Origin of the sequence: Microbacterium bovistercoris, assembly GCF_003387575.1 — a bacterium.
GTDB lineage: Bacteria > Actinomycetota > Actinomycetes > Actinomycetales > Microbacteriaceae > Microbacterium > Microbacterium bovistercoris.
Genome location: NZ_QUAB01000048.1, coordinates 68,053 through 86,880 on the forward strand (window position 1 = coordinate 68,053; position 18,828 = coordinate 86,880).

Here is an 18,828-nt window from a genome sequence, read left to right on the forward strand (position 1 = left end):
GTGGCGTTCGCGCCACGCGGGGATGCTGTACGTCAACCGTCCAGCTCGAGCAGGCGGATGATCTCCTTGACCTCGTCCTTCGGACGCCGTGCCAGCTCGACCACGATGCCGTTCTCATCAGGCTCCAGCGGTTCGAGGGTGGCGAACTGCGAGCCGAGAAGGCTCTGCGGCATGAAGTGATCCAGCCTGCTGCTGAGGCGAGCGGCGATCGTCTCCTGCGACCCTTCGAGGTGGACGAACACGACGCCGGGGCCCGCGAGGCGATCGCGGTAGGTGCGTCGCAGAGCGGAGCAGGTGACGACGCCCGGCGTCCCTGATTCGGTGTGCACCTGGATCCAGGCCGCGATCCTGTCGAGCCACGGCCGGCGGTCCTCGTCGGTGAGCGGAATACCGGCCGCCATCTTCGCGACGTTGCCGGCCGGGTGGAGGTCATCGCCCTCTTCGAGATCCCAGCCGAGTCGTCCCGCGAGCATCCCGGCCACGGTGGATTTCCCCGAGCCGGACACGCCCATCACGACGAGCACGATCGGCGGATCGCTGCGCTCCCCGATCGCCATGATCACACCACCAGGTCGAGCAGCAGCACGCCGGCGAGACCGACGACCGAGATCAGGCACTCGAGAACCGTCCAGGTCTTGAACGTCTGCGGCAGGTTCGTGCCGAGGTACTGCTTGACCAGCCAGAACCCGGCGTCGTTGACGTGCGACAGGAACACCGAGCCCGAGCCGATCGCGAGCACCAGCAGTGCCACCTCGGGCGACGGCAGCGTGGCGGCGACCGGCGCCATCAGTCCGGCAGCCGTGATCGTCGCGATCGTCGCAGAGCCGGTCGCGATGCGCACGAGCACGGCGACGACCCAGCCCAGCAGCAGCACCGAGATGCCGCTGTCGAGCACCGCCCGTGTGATGACCTCGCCGATGCCGGTGTCGATGAGCACCTGCTTGAAGGCGCCACCTGCACCCACGATCAGCAGGATGCCTGCGATGGGCGGGAGGCTGCTCTCGAGCGTCTCCGCGAGCGTGGTGCGATTCATCCGGGCGGGAACACCGAGCAGGAAGATCGCGGCGATCAGCGTGATCAGCAGCGCGATCGTCGGCGTGCCGACGAAGTCGATCGCCACCTTCCAGGGACCGTCGGCGTCCGGAGCGATGACGGCCATGAGCGCCTTGCCCATCATCAGCACGACCGGCAGCAGGATGCTGGTCAGCGCGGCGCCGAACGACGGGCGGGGTCGCGCGGCGATGTCCTCGCCTTTGTCCTCCGCGGTGACGAACATCGCGGGAACGGGTACGGGCGCCCATTTCGCGGCGAACCGGCTGAAGACCGGGCCGGCGACGATGATCGTCGGGATCGCGACGATCACGCCGAAGGCGAGGGTGGTGCCGAGGTTCGCGCCGAGCGCGTCGATCGCGATCAGCGGGCCCGGGTGCGGCGGGACGAGGCCGTGCATCGCCGACAGACCGGCGAGCGTGGGGATCGCGATGCGCATCAGCGACAGTCCGGAGCGGCGTGCGACAAGGATGATCACCGGGATCAGCAGCACGAGTCCGATCTCGAAGAACATCGGAAGACCGATCACGGCGCCGACGACGCCCATCGTCCACGGCAGCATCTTCGGGCTCGACCGCGCGACGAGCGTGTCGACGATCCGGTCGGCGCCGCCGGAGTCCGCGAGCAGCTTGCCGTACATCGCGCCGAGGGCGATCAGCACGCCGACGCCACCCATCGTGGCGCCGAATCCCGTCGTGAAGCTGGTCAGTGCCTGTCCGGTGTCCATACCCGCACCGAGCCCGACGCCGAGCGCGCCGATGGTGAGGGCGAGGAACGGGTGCACCTTCAGCCAGGTGATCAGCACGATGATCACGGCGAATCCGATCAGCGCCGCCGCGATGAGCCGCGCGTCCGATCCGACGGGCACGATCTCCGCGCCTGCCATCGGATGGAGAGTCAAGGGAACCATCATTGTTCCTCCGCTACGAGAGGCGCCGTGGAAGCCGCAGCGCTTCTGTCTGATATTTGAAAGCACTGTAATTGAATAATCCGACTATTACAAGTGTGGGGAGGAATTCATGTGATCATCGGCTCTAGGCTGACCTCATGCGTCAGACACGCCTGCACGATGAGATCGTCGAACGATGGGGGTCCGAGATCGGCTCGGGCCGTCGCCCAGCCGACAGCAGGATCGTCATGGAGGATGCGATCGAGGAGTTCGGCGCCTCTCGAAGCGCGATCCGCGAGGCGGTTCGCGTGCTCGAATCCGTCGGCATGGTGCAGTCGCGCCAGCGCGTCGGGATCACTGTCACTCCGGTCGAGCAGTGGAGTCCCTACGACTCGCGCGTGCTGCGCTGGCGGCTCGAGGGTCCGGATCGCGTCGCCCTGCTGCGCAGTCTGAGCGAGTTGCGCAGCGCCGTCGAACCACTCGCGGCGCGACTCGCCGCCGAGCGCGCGACACCCGAGCAATGCGGCGCGCTCACCGCGGCACTGGTCGGAATGGCGTCGACGGCGCGAGCCGCATCCGACGATGAATACCTTGCGCACGACGTCGACTTCCACAGCGTGCTGCTGGAGGCCTCGGGCAACGTGATGCTCACCGGCCTGCGCACGATCGTCACCAGCGTGCTGGAGGGTCGCACGCACCACGCGATGATGCCCACGACGGCGAACGCCGAGGCGCTGCGCCTGCACGGAGAGGTCGTGGCGGCGGTTCAGGCCGGCGACGGCGACCTCGCCGAGCGGTCGATGCGCGCGATCGTGACGGAGTCGACGGCTGCGATCTCAGCGATGGCGGAGGCGGCTTCATAACAGATCCGAAAGAAGCACACTTCTTTCAGTCACTCTCGCGCGAAAGACCCAACGATCACCCCTGAGACTGGTATCAAGCCACTCATTCAAGCCCAGGGAGATCCTCATGGACCGCGACGACAGCACTGAACTCTTCGACATCGACGCCCACCAGCACTTCGGCCGTCCGTACTGGTTCGACAAGCACCCCTCGCAGGCCGAGGGCGAAGACTTCTGATCGTCGCCCCGAACACTTCCCGCCCCGCCTGATCGCTGCCGATCACGCGGGGCGTCGGCTTTCCGGCGTCAGTACACGACGACGGATGCCGGGTCGCGCCGCGTCGCGAGGACGATCGCGAGCACGCCGAGGAACCCGGTCGCCGCGATCGAGATCAGCGTGAAGAGCCCGCTGACGGCCAGCAGAGCCGCCTGCCCGACAGCGAAGGACGCCACCACGATGATGTTCTGCAGCACCTGGACCGCCACTACGGCGGAGAGCGCCCACAGCGGCGCCCAGTTCCACGGGCGCGGCACGACACGGATGCGACCGATCTGGGTCACGGCGATGACCACCAGGATGAGGGCGACGACCTGACCGGTGGTGCCGAGCATCCGCATCGCGGCGAAGTACTCCTCATCGTCGGTGCCGGGGTAGGTGAACAGGCTCATCAGCCACCACGGCCAGACGAGGTCCCAGACCGCGAAGGCGATCAGTGCGCCCGTGCCCAGCGGGCGGCGCGCGGTGACGCTGCCGCCGCGGCCGAGCCCGATCGCGAAGATCACCAGCGACGCCGCGAACAGCAACTGCGGCAGCACACCGGTCCAGACGCCGGGCATCGTGTTCGTCACCACCTGGAGCAGCACGGATGCCAGCAGCAGCACTCCCGCGGTGATCCAGGTGCGCCGACGCTGGACGCTCGCTGCCCCGCTCGCATCGACGTCGATCATGCGCTCACCCTAGCCTCCGGCACCGCTGCGCGGCATACGTCATCACCCCCCACCTGGCGGACGGATCTGCAGACGGCGGATGCCGGATGCCGGAATCAGCCGCCGACCGCAGAATCCTCCGCCGGCTGCGACGATGCCGGATGCCGGGTCGCCCGCGCGCCGAGAACGATCGCGAGCACTCCGAGGAACAGCACGCCCACGCCTGGAAGTTCGAACAGGATGCGGCCGGCGACACGAGCCGCCCCGTCGGCCGTGACGAACCGGAGGGACGCGAACGACGAGATCGCCGCGATCGCGAGCACCCCGGCGGGAGCCCAGTTCCAGGGTCGCGGAACTGCGCCCGCCAGCCCGATCAGGATGACCGTCGCGACTGTGAGCACGAGCACCAGGCCCAGATACGGGAACGTGACGGCGATCTGGGCGTCCTCCTGCTCGTAGAGATTGTCGGGGATCTGCGGGACCAGGCTGCTCACGAAAGCAGCCGTGAGCGGGTTCGCGACCGCGAGCTGGAGCAGAACGGTGGTCGTGGCGAGCGGCCGGCGGCCCGTGATGCTCCCGGCACGCCCCAGCCCGATCACGAGCACCAACACGCCGAATGCCCAGAGCACGTTCTGCGCGGGATGCATCCACGCGCGCTCGAACCGGGCCACGAAGCCGACAAGCGCGGCGAGCACCAGCAGGAGGCCGCCGATCACCCAGGTGCGGCGCTGCGCTCGGGCATCCTTCGCGGCATCCTGATCGCTCATCCCGCTCACCCTACCCGGGCCCCGCCTTGCAGGCGGCGGAGCATTCTGCGCACGGCGGACGGCACGCGGCGGCATCCGCCGCCATCCGCCAATCGGTCCGCCACCCGCAAATGGCTAACCCCCGTACCGCGCGACGATCTCCTCGGTGAGCGGCGGCCAGATGCGCTTGTGCTCGTCGCTGAACGGGACTCCGGAAAGGAACGCGGCCGCGAGATCGCGAGACCGGTCGACGAACAGGAAGCTGCCCAGCGCTCCGAAATGCCCGGCCGTCTCGGGCGGGAACGAGTCCGCCAGCCAGTGCGGGCTCTTGACCCCCTTGAGCTCGAACCCGAGTCCCCACTGGCAGTCCGCGAAGCCGCCGTAGCCGGGCACGACGCCGCGCAGCCCCTGGTGCGAGACCGTGAGTGCCAGACCGCGCAGCGCGCCCGGCACCAGGGTCGGCCGCAGCACCTCGCGGGCGAAGATCAGCAGATCGTGGATCGATGAGCGGGCGCCGGCCGACGGACGGCCGCTGACGTCGGTGTCGTCCATGCCGAGGGGAAGGATCACCTCGCGCAGCATCCAGTCGGCGAACGGCATGCCCGCGGCATCCGCGACGTGCGCGCCGAGTGCGTCGATGCCGGCGTTGGAGTAGATGCGCCGCTCGCCTGGCGCGCGCTGCGGCTCGGCGCCCTCCATGGGCAGGCCGCTGGTGTGGTCGAGCAGGTTCAGCACGGTCGCGCCCGCCGGTCCGGCGTGCTCGTCGAGATCGATCAGTCCACGCTCGATCGCGACGAACACGCCCCAGGCGGTGAGCAGCTTGGTCACGGATGCCACCGGCATGACCACGTGCGGATCACCCTGCACTGCCAGGGTCTCGGCGGAGTTCGTGACCCCGATCAGGGCCGGATGCGGGAAGCCGGCGGTCGCGGCGAAAGTCGTGGTCTCCACTGTCCCATCGTTCCATGTCGCCCGAACTCCGGGTTGCGCCGTTCGTCGGCGAGCATCGCGCTGAGCGGGGAACGCGTCAGCGCTTCTCAGCACGCCGGGCGGGACGGTCCTTGAGCCATGTCGCGACGAAGAGCACCATGAGCACAGCGATGATCCCGCGCACGATCCACAGGCCGGGCTCCCACAGCACTTGATAGGGCCCGGGGATCCCGAGGATGGACAGGATGACCGGGATCGTGGCGGCCTTTCCGACGGTTGCGAAGTCGGTGGACAGGCCGCCGACGATGCACAGGGCTCCGATCAGCAGCAGCACGATCGGCCAGACGTACATCGCCGGTGCGCCCTCGCCGCGCAGACTCGCTCGAACCGCCTTCACCAGCAGAGCGACCGGGAACACGAAGAAGAACCAGACGACTCCGCCGAGGAGCAGTGCCACTGCGACGAAGATCGGAAGCCAGATCAGCATCCACGGGCCGTCGCCGAGGAAGTAGTCCGGTTCGCGCAGGATGGCGAAGACCGCCCCGGCGAGGACCCCCACCGGCAGCACGAGAAGGATCCACCACAGGAACGACCTGCTGACGCGCTGGGCGTCCTGCATCTCCTCCAGCGCCTGCATGGGGCGCTCGGCCCGGATGCCCGCAGCCGCCGACAGGTAGAACTGGACCACGATGGCTGCGGCGATCATCGGGATGCCGAACAGGGCGATCATCACCGCCGCGCCATCGTTGTCGCGCAGGTCGAGCACGACCAGCATCAGCAGGGCGACACTCAGCGCGAAGAGTACGACCGCCGCCGTGGGGCGGGCGATCGACACCGTCGGTGCAGGGTCGGCCGGGACAGTCCGGTTCCGCGCCCTCGGTTGCGTCACGGCAGGCGCCGCTCAGGCGCCGCGCAGGCGCTCCGCGAGGTAGGCGTGCAGGTTCGCGAGCGGCACGCGCTCCTGGCCCATGGTGTCGCGGTCGCGCACGGTCACGGCGTCGTCGTCGAGCGAGTCGAAGTCGACCGTCACGCAGAACGGGGTGCCGACCTCGTCCTGGCGACGGTAGCGGCGGCCGATCGCGCCGGCGTCGTCGAAGTCGACCGTCCACTGGCCGCGCAGGCCGTCGGCCACCGAGCGGGCCAGGGGCGACAGGCGCTCGTTGCGCGACAGCGGCAGCACGGCCACCTTGACCGGCGCGAGGCGCGGGTCGAGCTTGAGCACGGTGCGGGTGTCGGTGCCGCCCTTCGCGTTCGGCACCTCCTCCTCGACGTACGCGTCCACGAGGAAGGCCATCATCGCGCGGGTGAGGCCGAACGACGGCTCGATCACGTAGGGCGTGTACCGCTCGCCGGATGCCTGGTCGAAGTAGGTGAGCGACGTGCCGGACGCCTCGGTGTGCGACGACAGGTCGTAATCGGTGCGGTTGGCGACACCCATGAGCTCGCCCCACTCCTTGCCCGCGAAGCCGAAGCGGTATTCGACGTCGATGGTGCCGGCGGAGTAGTGTGCGCGGTCCTCTTCGGGAACGTCGAACTGGCGGATGTTCTCGGGGTTGATGCCGAGGTCGATGAACCAGTTCCAGCAGGCCTCGATCCAGTGCTCGAACCACTCCTGCGCCTCGGCCGGCGGCACGAAGTACTCGATCTCCATCTGCTCGAACTCGCGGGTGCGGAAGATGAAGTTACCCGGGGTGATCTCGTTGCGGAACGCCTTGCCGACCTGGCCGATGCCGAACGGCGGCTTCTTGCGCGAAGCGGTCAGCACGTTCGAGAAGTTGACGAAGATGCCCTGGGCGGTCTCGGGGCGCATGTAGTGCAGGCCCGACTCGTCGTCGACGACGCCGAGGTAGGTCTTCACCAGGCCGGAGAACGCCTTGGGCTCGGTGTACTGGCCCTTGTTGCCGCAGTTCGGGCAGGGGATGTCGGCCAGGCCGTTCTCGGCCTTGCGGCCCTTGCGCGCCTCGAAGTCCTCGATGAGGTTGTCGGCGCGGAAGCGCTTGTGGCAGCTCAGGCACTCCACCAGCGGGTCGGTGAAGGTCGCGACGTGTCCGGATGCCTCCCACACGCGCTTGGGCAGGATGATCGACGAGTCCAGGCCGACCATGTCGCCCCGGCCGCGCACGAACGTCTGCCACCACTGCCGGCGGATGTTCTCCTTCAGCTCGGTTCCGAGGGGGCCGTAGTCCCATGCCGAACGGGAACCGCCGTAGATCTCACCCGCTTGGAACACGAACCCGCGGTGGCGGGCGAGGGCGATGACCTTGTCAAGACGGGACTGTTCGGCCACGGTGGCTCCAATGGTCGGATGCTGCGGGAGAACGCCCGTGATCACGGGCTTCCTCAAGTCTATCCGCGGTCCTCTACCGCACGATCCCGCGAGGGCGCTAGCGTCGAGTGCATGACGACTGTTCGGGGGGAACGAGCGCGCGGAGACAAGGACACCCGGTTCTTCGGGCAGCCCTGGGAGCTCGCGCACATCTTCGGTGTCGAGATGTGGGAGCGGTTCAGCTTCTACGGCATGCAGGGCATCCTGCTCATCTACATGTACTTCTCGGTCGCCGACGGCGGCCTCGGCGTCGACAAGGGCGTCGCCACCGGCATCGTCGGCGCGTACGGCGGCACCGTCTACCTGGCGACGATCCTGGGCGCCTGGCTGGCCGACCGGCTGCTCGGGTCGGAGCGGGTGCTCTACTACAGCGCCTGGGTGATCATGGCCGGTCACATCGCGCTCGCTGTGCTGCCGAACGTCTGGGGCCTGGGTGTCGGCCTCATCCTGGTGGCGATCGGCTCGGGCGGTCTCAAAGCCAACGCCACCGCCGTGGTCGGCACGCTGTACAGCCCCGACGACGTGCGCCGGGATGCCGGGTTCTCGCTGTTCTACCTCGGCATCAACCTCGGCGCCTTCCTGGGCCCTCTCATCACCGGCATCCTGCAGGACAAGGTCGGGTTCCACTGGGCGTTCGGCGCGGCCGCGGTCGGCATGGCGCTGGGCCTGATCCAGTACTCGTTCGGGCGGAAGCAGCTGCCCGAGTCGGCCAAGGAGGTGGCCAACCCGCTCCCCGCGAACCGGTACGGCATGTGGATCGGCATCGCGGCTGCGGGCCTCGTACTCATCGTCGCGCTGGTGCTGACCGGCGTGATCCGCGCCGACAACCTCGCCGGCGTGGTGATCCTGGTGACGGCAGTGGCTGCCGTCGCGTACTTCCTCGTCATCGTCTCGTCGAAGCAGATCGACGGCACAGCACGGTCGAGGGTGATCAGTTTCATTCCGCTGTTCATCGTGAACGTCGGCTTCTGGTCGCTGTACCAGCAGCAGTTCACGGTGCTGACGATCTACTCCGACGAGCGGCTGGACCGCGTCGTGCTCGGTTTCGAGATGCCGATCTCGTGGATCAACTCGATCGCCCCGATCTTCGTGATCCTGCTCTCCGGCACCTTCGCCGCCATCTGGACCAAGCTCGGCGCCAAGGCTCCGTCGGCACCGGTGAAGTTCGCACTGGGCGCGATGATCATGGGCCTCGCGTTCCTGCTGTTCCTGCCCTGGGCGAACGGGGCGCCGCACTCCACGCCGCTGCTCGCTATCGTGCTGATCCTGTTCGTGTTCACCGTCGCCGAGCTGTTCATCTCTCCCCCAGGGCTGTCGGTGACGACCAAGCTCGCTCCCGAGAAGTTCCACACCCAGATGGTGTCGCTGTACTTCCTCTCGGTGGCGCTGGGCACTGCGATCGCCGGCTGGCTGGCACAGTTCTACGACCCCACGAACGAGGTGCCGTACTTCTCGATCCTCGGCGCCATCGCGATCGCGATGGGCATCGCACTGCTGCTGTGCGTCAAGCCGGTGCTGGCGCTCATGAAGGGCGTGCGCTGACATGGATCAGCGCGTGAGCTTCATCACCCTCGCGGTCGCCGATGTCGCGGCATCCCGCGCCTTCTACGTGGACGGACTGGGCTGGAAGCCGATCTTCGAGGCCGACGACGTGCTGATGCTGCCGGTCGCCGACCGGGTCATCCTGTCGCTGTGGAGCGTCGAGGGTTTCACGGCCGAGATCGGCGAGGCCCCGGCATCCGGCGTCGCCCCTCTGACTCTCGCGCACAACCTTGCCACGCCTGCGGAAGTGGATGCGGTGCTCGCCGAGGCGGCGGCGCTGGGCGCACGTGTGCACCCCGCGCAGCACAGGGAGTGGGGCGGATACTCCGGCTACTTCGCCGACCCCGACGGCTTCCGCTGGGAGATCGCGGTCAACCCGGGCGACACCGGGAAGTTCGTGCTGCCCACCTGACGGCTCAGCGGTTCGGAAACGCCTCGCCGCCGCCGGCGGCGAGTGCCTCGGCGACGATGCGGATGTGGTCCTCGCCCATCTCCTGCGGCATCTTCGGCAGCATCTCGTCCCAGAACGCGAGCGCCGCTCCGCGCCCCTGCATCATGCCGGCCGGGCGGGCCAGCGCCCAGAGGTGCAGATGCGCCGAGCCGTCGTTCCACCGCGCGAAGTGGCTTCGGGCAACGCCGGGGATGCTCTTCACCGCCTGGGAGATCCGCTGCATGAGCGGGCCGTAGGCGGCCAGCACCTCGTGCGGCGCATCCTCGAGAAGCCAGTGCTCGCGCGGCGAGATCGCCCCGACGAAGGGCAACCCGCCGATGTCCCAGCCGGCACGTACCTGCCAGAGGTCGTCCTGCCAGATGGTGTGCTCGCTGGGTCTGCACGACGAACAGTTCTCCGGGTCGGCCTCGCCCCCGCGCGGCTGCTCCGGCACGAGCATCGGCTCGAGCGGCCGCATCGTGATCTGCTCGAACGCCCACGGCAGCCCCTCGGTGAGCGGCGTCGCGTCGAGACGCGCACCGATCGGGAGACGGGCGTGGAAGGCGGTGTCGGCCGGATGCTGCGCGAAGGGCTCTGTCATGCCCCCCAGGATGGCATGCCGCCTTGGTGTCGCGCCCCGGGCCGTGAGGAGTTCAGGCGGGCAGCACATCGAGGTAGGGCCGGGGATCCGGTGCAGCCGCTGTGCCGTGCAATACGACGCTGTCGGCGCCGGCCTCGCCGAGTGCGCCGACGCGGTCGGCGATGCGTGCCTCCAGCGCATCCAGCCCGGGATCGAGCTCGGTGTAGACGATGATGCGCGTGCCGCCGGGACGGCCGCTGTGCGCCCTGCCCGCGTCGACGATCTCCTTCGCCGCGCGCACGATGGCGGCCTCGTCGCGCCCGTCGGATGCCGAGAGCACGACGCCGTCGCCCAGCTCGCCCGCCAGCCGCAGGGTCTTCTCGCCGGTCGCGCCGATCACGATCTCCGGTGCCGACACCGGAGGCCAGTCGAGGGCGACCCCGTCGAGCTGCACGTAGCGTCCTTCGACGTCGACCGTCTCACCGTCGAGCAGGGCACGCACCGCCGTCAGATATTCGCGCAGCAGAGTGAGGGGCGAGCTCTTGCGCGCACCGACCTGCCCCATCCAGGACAGCACGCCGTGCCCGAACCCGGCGATGAGCCGGCCCGGGGCGAGGCGTTCCAGGGTCGCCACCTCCATCGCCGCGAGAGCGGGGTTGCGCAGCGGGACCGGCAGCAGCCCGATCCCGACCCGCGTGCGCTCCGACCAGGCGAGCGCCGCGGCCGCCGAGGCGATCCCGCCTTCGAGGAAGCAGTCCTCCCACAGCCACAGTTCAGCGACTCCCGCCGTATCCGCCGCCCTCACGATCGGCTGCAGGTCCTCGGGCGGCGACTGCGGCCGGAAGGTGATGCCGACGGTGGGCTGCGAACCGGAGGGATGGGTGCCGCTCATGGCGTCAGCCTACGAGAGCTCGGGCCTGCGCTCACCGGGATCGGGTCAGACCGCGCGCAGGGCGTCGCGATCGAGCTGGTCGAACTCGGTGACTCCGGCGAGTCCGAGCCGCGACCCGGCGCGGAGGTCAGTGGGTGATCGTGCGCCCGTCGGGGTCGCCGGGGCGCATCGGGCGCAGCCTGTCGGGCAGGGGCCAGGGCAGGGTGAAGCGCTCGGTCGGCGGTCGCTGCATGTCGCCGAAGTCGTCGACCTTCACGACGATCCGGCCTGGTTCGGTTCCTTCCGAGGGCGTGACCTCGACGAACTTCACGCGCAGCGGCGCGGGACCCTCGCCCTCCAGCATCCAGGCGTCGGCCAGCCAGCGCAGGCCGACCTGCTCCAGCGCGTCCTCTGCGGCGAGCCAGTCCAGACCTTCGCCCGCAGTGCGGCCGAGCACGTCGATCGCGACCCAGTCGTCACCTTCGGCGCGAATCCATCCGATCAGCTCGCCGTCGTCACGGCGATGCGGGATCCAGTCTTCGGGAAGCATCCCTCGACCCTACTCGCGCGGACTCACCACCCGGTCTGCAGCAGCGTCTGCACGACGATGGCGAAGACGATCTGCACGGCCAGCGCGGCTCGCCGCACCCGGCCCGAGTACAGACTCAGCCCGAGTAGCGCCCACGGTACGAACGGCAGCCAGATGCGCTCGACCTCGGCCCTGCTCATTCCCGACAGGTCGGCGACCAGGACCATCGCCCAGCCGGCGAGCGTGAGCAGCAGCGCGGTCCGGATGCCGAGGTGCTCCCGCTCTGGAACCGCCGTCCTGTCGCGCGAGCGGGCGGCGGTGCCGATCGCTGCGGCGAGTGACGCGCCGACCATCGGACCGGCGCTGATCGCGAAGGCCGCGAGGTTGCCCCACAACCAGTACTCCGGCGGACGCCTCGACGCGACGCCGTCCCAGTAGCGCTGATGCAGCACCGGGAACGCCTCCCACCAGGCGAATCCGGCAGCGGCGAACGCGAGCACGACCGCGAGCGCCGCCCCGGCGGCGATCGGCAGGGGCCGCCATGAGCGACCGGCGATCAGCACCGCCACGGCGAGTACGCCCAGCAGAGGCAGACCGTACGAGAGCATCACGCAGTAGCCGAGCAGCAGCCCGGCGAGCACCGACCAGGCGGCCATCGCTCGGCGATCCGCCGCCCGCGCCGCGTGCGCGAGCGCCCAGATGCCCCAGGCCGCGACCGCGGCGAACATCCCGTCACCCGACACGGCGACCCAGATCGCGGCGGGCCCGAACACCAGCAGTGCCGCCGCCCGGCGTGCGAAGGTCTCCGCGCCGAGCGTGCGCATCGTGCCGAGGACGGCGACGGGTATGGTCACGCCGATCACGGTGACCACCACACCGGCGGCGAGGCCGCTGCCCAGCCCGATCCGCACCAGCACGTAGAAGAACAGCAGCGCCCCCGGCGGATGCCCGGCGATGTGCACCGGCCAGTTGTCCGGACTCGAATATGGGATGCGGGAGACGTACTCCCTCAGCGTCGCACCGAAGTCCGTGATCTCTCGGGCGGTGCCCAGGTACTCGTAGCGGTGGTTCAGGATCGATCCGATGCCGTCCAGCCCGTCCACCAGCGCGAGCGAGAGCAGCCAGCCGAGGGCAGCCGAGAACACCAGCGGCTGCAGCATCCGCCAGCTCAGACGGGTGGCGATGCGATCGCCGAAGACGATCGCGAGCACCCCGAGCGCGATCGCGACGGCGGTCGCGGGGCCGACCCGCGGCAGCCACTCGGCGTGCAGGGGCGGGAACCAGCGGACGCGCACGTTCCAGCCGGTCAATGCCGGAACGGCGACGGCGGCAGCGATCAGCACGCCGGCTCCCGCCCCGCCCCAGATCGCAAGACGGGCGCCGGGCCGCGCCCCCCGGTGACGGCCCGGCGCACTCATGGACGCCCCGCAGGGGGACGCAGCGCAGCGCTGGCGAATTCCCGCACTCCCGCGTCGAAGGGCACCTGCGGCCGCCATCCGAGTTCGGCCCGGATGCGGGCGGAGGACGCGGTGATGTGCCGCACGTCGCCCATCCGGAACTCCCCCGTCACGACAGGGGCGGGTCCGCCCATCGCCTGTGCGAGAGCTGCCGCGAACTCCCCGATCGTGTGCACCTCGCCGCTGGCGACGTTGAAGGCCCGCACCGTGCCAGCATCGACGCCGGCGGTCCAGTCCGCTGCGGCGAGGTTCGCTCCGGCGACGTCGCGCACGTGCACGAAGTCGCGCCGCTGGCGTCCGTCCTCGAAGACCCGCGGAGCTTCACCCCGCTCCAGCGCCGAGCGGAACAGCGAGGCCACGCCCGCGTACGGCGTGCCCTGCGGCATGCGCGGTCCGTATACATTGTGGTATCGCAGCAGGGCGGCGCGACCGCCCGTGCTCCGCGCCCAGTCCCTGGCGAGCAGCTCCTGCTCGTACTTCGTCGCGGCATACACGTTGCGCGGATCACAGGCCCGGTCCTCGTCGATGAGTGCCGGCTCCAGGGGCTCTCCCGAGCTCGACGTCGGTTCGAAGCGGCCGGCTTCGAGCGCCTCCCGGGCACGCGGAGGGGCCGCCACCAACCGGTCCCCGTCGCGGTAGAGGCCCTCGCCGTACACCACCATCGACGAGGCCATCACGAGTCGTCCGACCTGCGCGTCGCGCATTGCCGCGAGCAGCACGGCGGTCGCGAGCGAATTGGATGCGACGTAGTCGGGGGCGTCCGAGATGTCGACGCCGAGTCCCACCTTCGCCGCCTGATGACAGACGACGTCGACCTCGTGCAGGCAGCGGTCGACGACCCGCCGGTCGCCGACGTCGCCGACGACCAGCTCGGCGCCGGGCGTCTCCATGACGGCGTCGTACGAGTCGGAGGCGTGCACATCCGGCCGCAGCGAGTCGAGCACGCGCACCTGCCACCCCGCGGCGAGCGCGGCTGTGACCACGGCGCCGCCGATGAACCCGGCACCGCCGGTGACCAGCATCCGCGGGGCCATGGTCACTCCGCCGCGGGCTGAACGGGGCGGGCGAGGATGCCTGCGGAGACTTCGCCGGGCAGCATCGGGGCACCCGGAGGATCGAGCGGCAGGTCGGCGACGATGGCCTGCACGGCCGCGACCAGCCGGGGCGTGGCCGCCGCCATCACGGCGAACACGCGCTCCGCGGTGACGGACGTGTCCTCCCCGCCCCCGCCGTGCTCGGTGTCGGTGTCGGTGATGATCGCGATGTTGAGATGCGCCAGGCCGAGCTCGGCGGCGAGCGAGGCCTCGGGCAGCTGCGTCATGTTCACCAGCCCGGCGCCCATGGCCCGGTGCCAGTCCGCCTCGGCCCTCGTCGCGAAGCGCGGACCCTGGATGACGACGCTGGTGCCGTCGGGATGCACCCGTTCTCCGAGGCGCTGCAGCGAGGCGAGGGCCCGCTCGCGCAGCTCCCGGCTGTAGGGCTCGGCGAACGGCAGGTGCTGCACGCCGCCCTGCTCACCGTCGAAGTACGTGTCGGCTCTGCCGGTGGTGCGGTCGATGAGCTGGTCGGTCAGTGCCAGGTCACCGGGCCGCTGCGTGGGCAGCAGCCCTCCGACCGCGTTCGTGGAGACGAGCACGCGCGCACCGAGCGACGCGAGCGCCCACAGCTGCGCACGGCTGTTCAGCCGGTGCGGCGGCACCGCGTGCCCGGCGCCGTGTCGCGCGAGGAAGGCCACGCGTCGCCCGCCCAGCTCGCCGGTGGTGATCCCTGCGACCGGCCCGTGAGGCGTCGCCACCGGGTCGAGCGGCACGGCACCGCGCAGCGGAAGGGCGGAGAGGCCCGAGCCGCCGACGATGGCGACCTCGACCGGAGTGTTCGCGTGTTCCATGCATCCAGCCTGCGCCCCCGCCCCGCGCACAGGCGAGTGATTTCCTTACGCACCGGTGACAGCACCGGGTGCGCCGGGCGCACTGTCACCGGCTCGTAAGCGGATGCCCGGTGCCGCGGCGGCTCCCCGATCGCACACTGTGATCATGAGCGCGTCAACAGACCCCGCGACGGGGCGTCACGCATCGGTGACGGACCGGCTCTCGGGCGCGCTGCAGGGCCGAACCGCGAGGATGCAGCGGGTGCTCGGCTCTCCCGTGCGCGACACCAGGATGGCCGTCGTGCTGGGCAGGATCCTCGGGATCGCGTTCGCCCTCTGCTTCCTCACCGGCCTGTACAGCCATGTGCTGCAGAGCCCGCTGCCCTGGCTGCCGCTGCCGACACGACCGACCTGGCTGTACTCGTGGACGCAGGGCATCCACGTGATCGCCGGCACCGCGCTGGTGCCGCTGCTGCTGGCGAAGCTGTGGACTGTCTATCCGCGACTGTTCCGCTGGCCGCCGGTGCGCGGCCCGCTCGATGCGCTGGAGCGCGCGTCAGTGGCCCTGCTGGTGGCGACCGCGCTGGTCGAGCCTGTCACCGGCATCCTGAACGTGCTGCAGTGGTACCCGTGGTCGTTCTCGTTCCGGCGCACGCATTTCGCGTTGGCGTGGGTGCTGATGGGGGCGCTGCTGTGCCACATCGCCGTGCAGCTGCCCTCGATCCGGCGGTACTGGAGAGCCGGAGCCGCCGACGCGCCGGCCGATGAGGAGGCCTCGGATGCCCGATGAGCGGACCCGCATCTCACGGCGCCGGTTCCTCACCGGGGTCGCCGCCGGTTCGACCGTGCTCGGCACGCTCGCACTCACGCACACCGCACTGCCGTGGGGACCGTTCAGCCTCGACGAGCAGCGCCGCCGGCTGGATGCCCCGCAGCAGCTGCCGGTGAACCGATCCGCACGCGAAGCCGGCATCCGCACCGGCGACATCGACGACTCGTGGCGGCTGGTGCTGCGTCGTGGCGAGCGCACCGTCGCACTGTCGGCGGCGGACCTCACCGCGCTGCCGCAGCGCACCGAGGAACTGCCGATCGCGTGCGTCGAGGGATGGACGGCGACGGCGACCTGGCAGGGGGTCCGCCTCTCCGAGCTGATGATGCTCGTCGGCGCCGCCCCCTCGGACGATCTGCGGCTGCGCAGCCTGCAGCGCCGCGGTGCGTTCGGCGTGACCACCATGCCCGCCACGTACGTGCGGGACCCTCTGACGCTCATCGCGCTGCGGGTCAACGGAGAGCGGCTCTCGGCCGACCACGGCTACCCCGCGCGGGTGATCGCGCCGGGTCGGCCCGGCGTGCTGCAGACGAAGTGGCTGACCGAGATCGAGGTGATCTGATGCGCGCGACGCGGATCGTGCTGCTCGCCCTGGGTGCGGCGGGCATCGTCTACGGCGCCTGGCTGCTGGTGACGACGCAGCGGCCGGACCAGTTGCTCTCGGTGGCGCTCTGGCTGGCAGGCGCGATCATCGCGCACGACTTCGTGCTGGTGCCGCTGCTGACACTGGCCCGCGGCTCTCGCGGCTCCCGCGGCTCGGCCACGTCCTGACGCCGCTGTCTCCTTGAATGCTCCGGTCTCGATGGATGCGGCTCGTCCGGTGCCCACACCCGCAACGTGTGAGACCGGAACGGGGAATGCCCGGTCAGCGGCGCAGCCGCGCGAAGACCCGGCCGGAACTGACCCAGCGCTCCTGCACCCCGAGGCCGGCACGGCCGGCATAGCCGAGGAGGGCCCGGCGGCCGACCTCGTGCCAGGGGAACGGTGAGCTCGTCCGCCCGCCGGCGTCGACCAGCCGGGCGAGGAAGCCGCGATCGCGATCGCCGTCCTCGTGCAGCTCGGCGAGAATCGATCCGCCCGGAGCGAGCAGCGTCGCGCACCGCTCGAGCAGGGCGCCGGGGTCGCCGCCGATGCCGATGTTCCCGTCGATCAGCAGCACCGTGTCCCACTCCCCCTCTCTCGGCAGCGGGTCGAACACCGAGCGCCGCAGCACGGGCAGCCCCTGGGCCGTGGCGTGGTCGACCGCGGCGGCCGAGACGTCGAGCCCGAGGGTCAGATGGCCGGCGACGATCGCCGCGCGCACCATCCGGCCGGGTCCGCACCCGACGTCGAGCACGGTGCCACGCGCACGGTCGACGACCGAGTCGTCCGCGGCGTCGGCCGCGGCGAGGAACCGGCCGATCTCGACCGGCGACCCCGTGGGACCGTCGTGCTCGACGAGCTGCAGTGACCCGCCCCCGCTGCGCAGCGCGACGTCGTAGGGCGCGTCGCCGCCGGCGCCGAAGTGCCCGGATGCGGTGTGCGCACCGAATCCGGCCGCCGCGACGCGTCCCGCCACGACCCGTCCGGCATCCGCCTCCACGGCCCTCCGCATCATGATGCCCTCCGCATCCATGCATCCGACCCGCCGGCATCCGACCGCCGGGCGTCCGGCGCCTTCGCGCCGAACCCGCCGAGCTCCGCCACCACCGCCGCGACGCGACCGCCCTGGTCGACCAGCCGTCCGACGCGCGTCAGCGAACTGATGTCGTCGACGTCCTCGAGGGCGATCACGTCGTGCACGCGCAGGCCGGCGTCGACCAGCCGCGCGCGCATCATCGCGCCGGTGTCGTCCTGCGACATCGGCACGCCGCGCACGAGGTCACCGCGACGCCGGACGTGCCCGGCGAGGCCGAGCAGCCAGAAACCGCCGTCGACAGCCGGGCCGAACCAGGCGTCGACGTCAGCCGGCCACTGGTCCGCCAGCCGGGCAAGCAGGCCGGGGTCGAGCTGAGGGGTGTCCATGCCGATCAGCAGCACCGGCCCGTCGATCTGGTCGAGCACGGCGCCGATGCGCTCGTCGAGGCCGCCGTCCCCCTGCGCGACCTGCTCGAAACCCGGAATGCCAGGCAGGACGCCCTGCACGCACAGCACCCGCCGGTCACCGACGCGGCGGATCCGCGCGACCGTGTCATCCAGGCACGCCCGCGCCACGCGTGCGGCCTGCTCCAGGCTCAGCGGCGGGTGAAGCCTCGTCTTCACCCTCCCCGGCCGGCACTCCTTGGCCATCACGATCAGGGTGGTCATGCATACCTCCGCAGCATCCTCGACATGTCGCGCACCGCCTGCAGCGTGCCGCGAACCGTGCCGGTGACCTTCGACCTGCCGATGCGGGGCAGGTAGTCCACCGGAACCTCCCCGATGCGCCAGCCGGCCCGCCGCGCGCGCAGCAGCAGCTCGAGCGGATAGCCGCTGCGACGGTCCTCCAGGCCGAGCGCCAGCAGACGCGCCCTGTCACCGGCCCGCATCGGCCCGAGATCGTGCACGTCGACGTCGAGCCGGCGGCGCACCCACCACAGCAGCGCGGCGTTCGCGAATCGCGCGTGCACGGGCCAGGCTCCCGACCGGACGGGCACCCGTCGGCCGAGCATGAGGTCCTCGGTGCCGGCACGCACCGGCGCCACCACGCGCTCCAGCTGCCGCGTGTCGAACGAGCCGTCCGCGTCGCAGAACGCCACGATCGGCGCGGTGGCCGCCGTCAGCCCGGCGTGCACCGCCGCACCGTATCCGCGCTGCGCCGCCGGCACGACGGTCGCGCCGAGCCGGGCGGCGATCTCGGCCGATCCGTCGCTCGATCCGTTGTCGACGACGATCGCCCGCCATCCGACCGGGATGCCCGAGAGCACGCCCGGCAGCGCATCCGCCTCGTTCAGGCAGGGAAGCACGACGTCGACTGCGGAGTCCATATTCCGACCGTAGGAACATCCGCGTCGCCGTACCCCCGTCCATTCCTTACGAACCGGAGAAGCATGGT

The 18,828-nt window shown here is 70.4% G+C and carries 22 protein-coding genes; 6 read left to right on the forward strand and 16 right to left on the reverse strand.

Annotation, left to right across the window (positions count from 1 at the left end; genetic code table 11):
- Positions 1–32 precede the first annotated feature (32 nt).
- On the reverse strand, positions 33–557 hold the full coding sequence (locus DY023_RS16385) for a gluconokinase (protein ID WP_116243420.1): 525 nt from the start codon (positions 555–557) through the stop codon (positions 33–35).
- Between the two features lie 2 nt (positions 558–559).
- Positions 560–1,936, reverse strand: coding sequence for a GntP family permease (locus DY023_RS16390; RefSeq protein WP_116243421.1), 1,377 nt, complete (start codon positions 1,934–1,936; stop codon positions 560–562).
- Between the two features lie 161 nt (positions 1,937–2,097).
- On the opposite strand from DY023_RS16390, the gene DY023_RS16395 reads away from it, so the two are divergent.
- Positions 2,098–2,802, forward strand: coding sequence for a FadR/GntR family transcriptional regulator (locus DY023_RS16395; protein ID WP_116243422.1), 705 nt, complete (start codon positions 2,098–2,100; stop codon positions 2,800–2,802).
- Between the two features lie 285 nt (positions 2,803–3,087).
- Here the strand turns inward: DY023_RS16395 and DY023_RS16400 are convergent, their stop codons facing one another.
- The 5 genes from DY023_RS16400 to DY023_RS16420 form a co-directional block, all read right to left on the reverse strand.
- Positions 3,088–3,729 (reverse strand): hypothetical protein, encoded by a 642-nt coding sequence (locus DY023_RS16400; protein WP_116243423.1) that lies wholly within the window; start codon positions 3,727–3,729, stop codon positions 3,088–3,090.
- Between the two features lie 95 nt (positions 3,730–3,824).
- Positions 3,825–4,475 (reverse strand): hypothetical protein, encoded by a 651-nt coding sequence (locus DY023_RS16405; protein WP_147303317.1) that lies wholly within the window; start codon positions 4,473–4,475, stop codon positions 3,825–3,827.
- Between the two features lie 114 nt (positions 4,476–4,589).
- Positions 4,590–5,405: a serine hydrolase domain-containing protein gene (locus DY023_RS16410; RefSeq protein WP_116243425.1), complete on the reverse strand. Its 816-nt coding sequence runs from the start codon at positions 5,403–5,405 to the stop codon at positions 4,590–4,592.
- Positions 5,406–5,481: 76 nt separating this feature from the next.
- Entirely contained in the window at positions 5,482–6,219 is a 738-nt protein-coding gene (locus DY023_RS16415) for a hypothetical protein (protein WP_116243426.1), read from the reverse strand.
- 66 nt (positions 6,220–6,285) lie between these two features.
- Positions 6,286–7,671 carry a glycine--tRNA ligase gene (locus DY023_RS16420; protein WP_116243668.1) on the reverse strand — a complete coding sequence of 462 codons (1,386 nt, stop codon included), beginning with the start codon at positions 7,669–7,671 and terminating at the stop codon, positions 6,286–6,288.
- Positions 7,672–7,782: 111 nt separating this feature from the next.
- On the opposite strand from DY023_RS16420, the gene DY023_RS16425 reads away from it, so the two are divergent.
- Together DY023_RS16425 and DY023_RS16430 are read left to right on the forward strand one after the other, a co-directional pair.
- Complete coding sequence (locus tag DY023_RS16425) at positions 7,783–9,252, forward strand: peptide MFS transporter (protein WP_116243427.1); 1,470 nt, start codon at positions 7,783–7,785, stop codon at positions 9,250–9,252.
- Positions 9,253–9,265: 13 nt separating this feature from the next.
- Entirely contained in the window at positions 9,266–9,664 is a 399-nt protein-coding gene (locus DY023_RS16430; RefSeq protein WP_342771005.1) for a VOC family protein, read from the forward strand.
- Positions 9,665–9,668: 4 nt separating this feature from the next.
- On the opposite strand, the gene DY023_RS16435 is transcribed toward DY023_RS16430, so the two are convergent.
- From DY023_RS16435 to DY023_RS16460, 6 genes are all read right to left on the reverse strand, one after another.
- On the reverse strand, positions 9,669–10,283 hold the full coding sequence (locus DY023_RS16435; RefSeq protein WP_116243429.1) for a hypothetical protein: 615 nt from the start codon (positions 10,281–10,283) through the stop codon (positions 9,669–9,671).
- 52 nt (positions 10,284–10,335) lie between these two features.
- The gene (locus DY023_RS16440; protein ID WP_116243430.1) at positions 10,336–11,154 is read right to left on the reverse strand and encodes an LLM class flavin-dependent oxidoreductase; all 819 of its coding nucleotides are present in this window, start codon (positions 11,152–11,154) and stop codon (positions 10,336–10,338) included.
- Between the two features lie 127 nt (positions 11,155–11,281).
- Complete coding sequence (locus DY023_RS16445) at positions 11,282–11,683, reverse strand: hypothetical protein (protein ID WP_116243431.1); 402 nt, start codon at positions 11,681–11,683, stop codon at positions 11,282–11,284.
- Positions 11,684–11,706: 23 nt separating this feature from the next.
- The gene (locus tag DY023_RS16450) at positions 11,707–13,005 is read right to left on the reverse strand and encodes a hypothetical protein (protein WP_220347352.1); all 1,299 of its coding nucleotides are present in this window, start codon (positions 13,003–13,005) and stop codon (positions 11,707–11,709) included.
- A gap of 71 nt (positions 13,006–13,076) precedes the next feature.
- The gene (locus DY023_RS16455; protein WP_116243432.1) at positions 13,077–14,153 is read right to left on the reverse strand and encodes an NAD-dependent epimerase/dehydratase family protein; all 1,077 of its coding nucleotides are present in this window, start codon (positions 14,151–14,153) and stop codon (positions 13,077–13,079) included.
- 2 nt (positions 14,154–14,155) lie between these two features.
- Positions 14,156–15,007 (reverse strand): MTAP family purine nucleoside phosphorylase, encoded by an 852-nt coding sequence (locus DY023_RS16460; protein ID WP_116243433.1) that lies wholly within the window; start codon positions 15,005–15,007, stop codon positions 14,156–14,158.
- A 145-nt stretch (positions 15,008–15,152) separates the two neighbouring features.
- On the opposite strand from DY023_RS16460, the gene DY023_RS18335 reads away from it, so the two are divergent.
- Genes DY023_RS18335 through DY023_RS16470 form a run of 3 tightly spaced genes read left to right on the forward strand, consistent with a single transcriptional unit; the run spans position 15,153 to position 16,586 of the window.
- Positions 15,153–15,776 (forward strand): cytochrome b/b6 domain-containing protein, encoded by a 624-nt coding sequence (locus DY023_RS18335; RefSeq protein ID WP_245958751.1) that lies wholly within the window; start codon positions 15,153–15,155, stop codon positions 15,774–15,776.
- Positions 15,766–16,377, forward strand: a complete 612-nt coding sequence (locus DY023_RS18340) for a molybdopterin-dependent oxidoreductase (protein WP_245958752.1) — start codon at positions 15,766–15,768, stop codon at positions 16,375–16,377. Before DY023_RS18335 ends, DY023_RS18340 begins: the two co-directional genes overlap by 11 nt.
- Positions 16,377–16,586, forward strand: coding sequence for a hypothetical protein (locus DY023_RS16470; protein WP_116243434.1), 210 nt, complete (start codon positions 16,377–16,379; stop codon positions 16,584–16,586). Before DY023_RS18340 ends, DY023_RS16470 begins: the two co-directional genes overlap by 1 nt.
- A 94-nt stretch (positions 16,587–16,680) precedes the next feature.
- On the opposite strand, the gene DY023_RS16475 is transcribed toward DY023_RS16470, so the two are convergent.
- From DY023_RS16475 to DY023_RS16485, 3 genes are read right to left on the reverse strand one after another with little or no spacing between them, the layout of a single operon-like run.
- Positions 16,681–17,412: a class I SAM-dependent methyltransferase gene (locus DY023_RS16475; RefSeq protein ID WP_245958753.1), complete on the reverse strand. Its 732-nt coding sequence runs from the start codon at positions 17,410–17,412 to the stop codon at positions 16,681–16,683.
- Positions 17,409–18,101 (reverse strand): TIGR04282 family arsenosugar biosynthesis glycosyltransferase, encoded by a 693-nt coding sequence (locus tag DY023_RS16480; RefSeq protein WP_116243435.1) that lies wholly within the window; start codon positions 18,099–18,101, stop codon positions 17,409–17,411. Before DY023_RS16480 ends, DY023_RS16475 begins: the two co-directional genes overlap by 4 nt.
- A complete protein-coding gene (locus DY023_RS16485; protein WP_116243436.1) occupies positions 18,098–18,760 on the reverse strand; it encodes a glycosyltransferase family 2 protein in 663 nt (220 codons plus the stop codon). The genes DY023_RS16480 and DY023_RS16485 overlap by 4 nt, the downstream gene beginning before the upstream one ends.
- Positions 18,761–18,828: the final 68 nt, after the last annotated feature.

Bases quoted from the DNA above. Each gene is read 5' to 3' on its own strand.
- DY023_RS16445 (WP_116243431.1), bottom strand. From the start codon at position 11,683: ATGCTTCCCGAAGACTGGATCCCGCATCGCCGTGACGACGGCGAGCTG.
- DY023_RS16395 (WP_116243422.1), top strand. From the start codon at position 2,098: ATGCGTCAGACACGCCTGCACGATGAGATCGTCGAACGATGGGGGTCC.
- DY023_RS16470 (WP_116243434.1), top strand. From the start codon at position 16,377: ATGCGCGCGACGCGGATCGTGCTGCTCGCCCTGGGTGCGGCGGGCATC.
- DY023_RS18335 (WP_245958751.1), top strand. From the start codon at position 15,153: ATGAGCGCGTCAACAGACCCCGCGACGGGGCGTCACGCATCGGTGACG.
- DY023_RS16485 (WP_116243436.1), bottom strand. From the start codon at position 18,760: ATGGACTCCGCAGTCGACGTCGTGCTTCCCTGCCTGAACGAGGCGGAT.
- DY023_RS16405 (WP_147303317.1), bottom strand. From the start codon at position 4,475: ATGAGCGATCAGGATGCCGCGAAGGATGCCCGAGCGCAGCGCCGCACC.
- DY023_RS16455 (WP_116243432.1), bottom strand. From the start codon at position 14,153: ATGGCCCCGCGGATGCTGGTCACCGGCGGTGCCGGGTTCATCGGCGGC.
- DY023_RS16400 (WP_116243423.1), bottom strand. From the start codon at position 3,729: ATGATCGACGTCGATGCGAGCGGGGCAGCGAGCGTCCAGCGTCGGCGC.
- DY023_RS16425 (WP_116243427.1), top strand. From the start codon at position 7,783: ATGACGACTGTTCGGGGGGAACGAGCGCGCGGAGACAAGGACACCCGG.
- DY023_RS16475 (WP_245958753.1), bottom strand. From the start codon at position 17,412: ATGATGCGGAGGGCCGTGGAGGCGGATGCCGGACGGGTCGTGGCGGGA.
- DY023_RS16385 (WP_116243420.1), bottom strand. From the start codon at position 557: ATGGCGATCGGGGAGCGCAGCGATCCGCCGATCGTGCTCGTCGTGATG.
- DY023_RS16440 (WP_116243430.1), bottom strand. From the start codon at position 11,154: ATGAGCGGCACCCATCCCTCCGGTTCGCAGCCCACCGTCGGCATCACC.
- DY023_RS18340 (WP_245958752.1), top strand. From the start codon at position 15,766: ATGCCCGATGAGCGGACCCGCATCTCACGGCGCCGGTTCCTCACCGGG.
- DY023_RS16480 (WP_116243435.1), bottom strand. From the start codon at position 18,101: ATGACCACCCTGATCGTGATGGCCAAGGAGTGCCGGCCGGGGAGGGTG.
- DY023_RS16435 (WP_116243429.1), bottom strand. From the start codon at position 10,283: ATGACAGAGCCCTTCGCGCAGCATCCGGCCGACACCGCCTTCCACGCC.
- DY023_RS16390 (WP_116243421.1), bottom strand. From the start codon at position 1,936: ATGGCAGGCGCGGAGATCGTGCCCGTCGGATCGGACGCGCGGCTCATC.
- DY023_RS16460 (WP_116243433.1), bottom strand. From the start codon at position 15,007: ATGGAACACGCGAACACTCCGGTCGAGGTCGCCATCGTCGGCGGCTCG.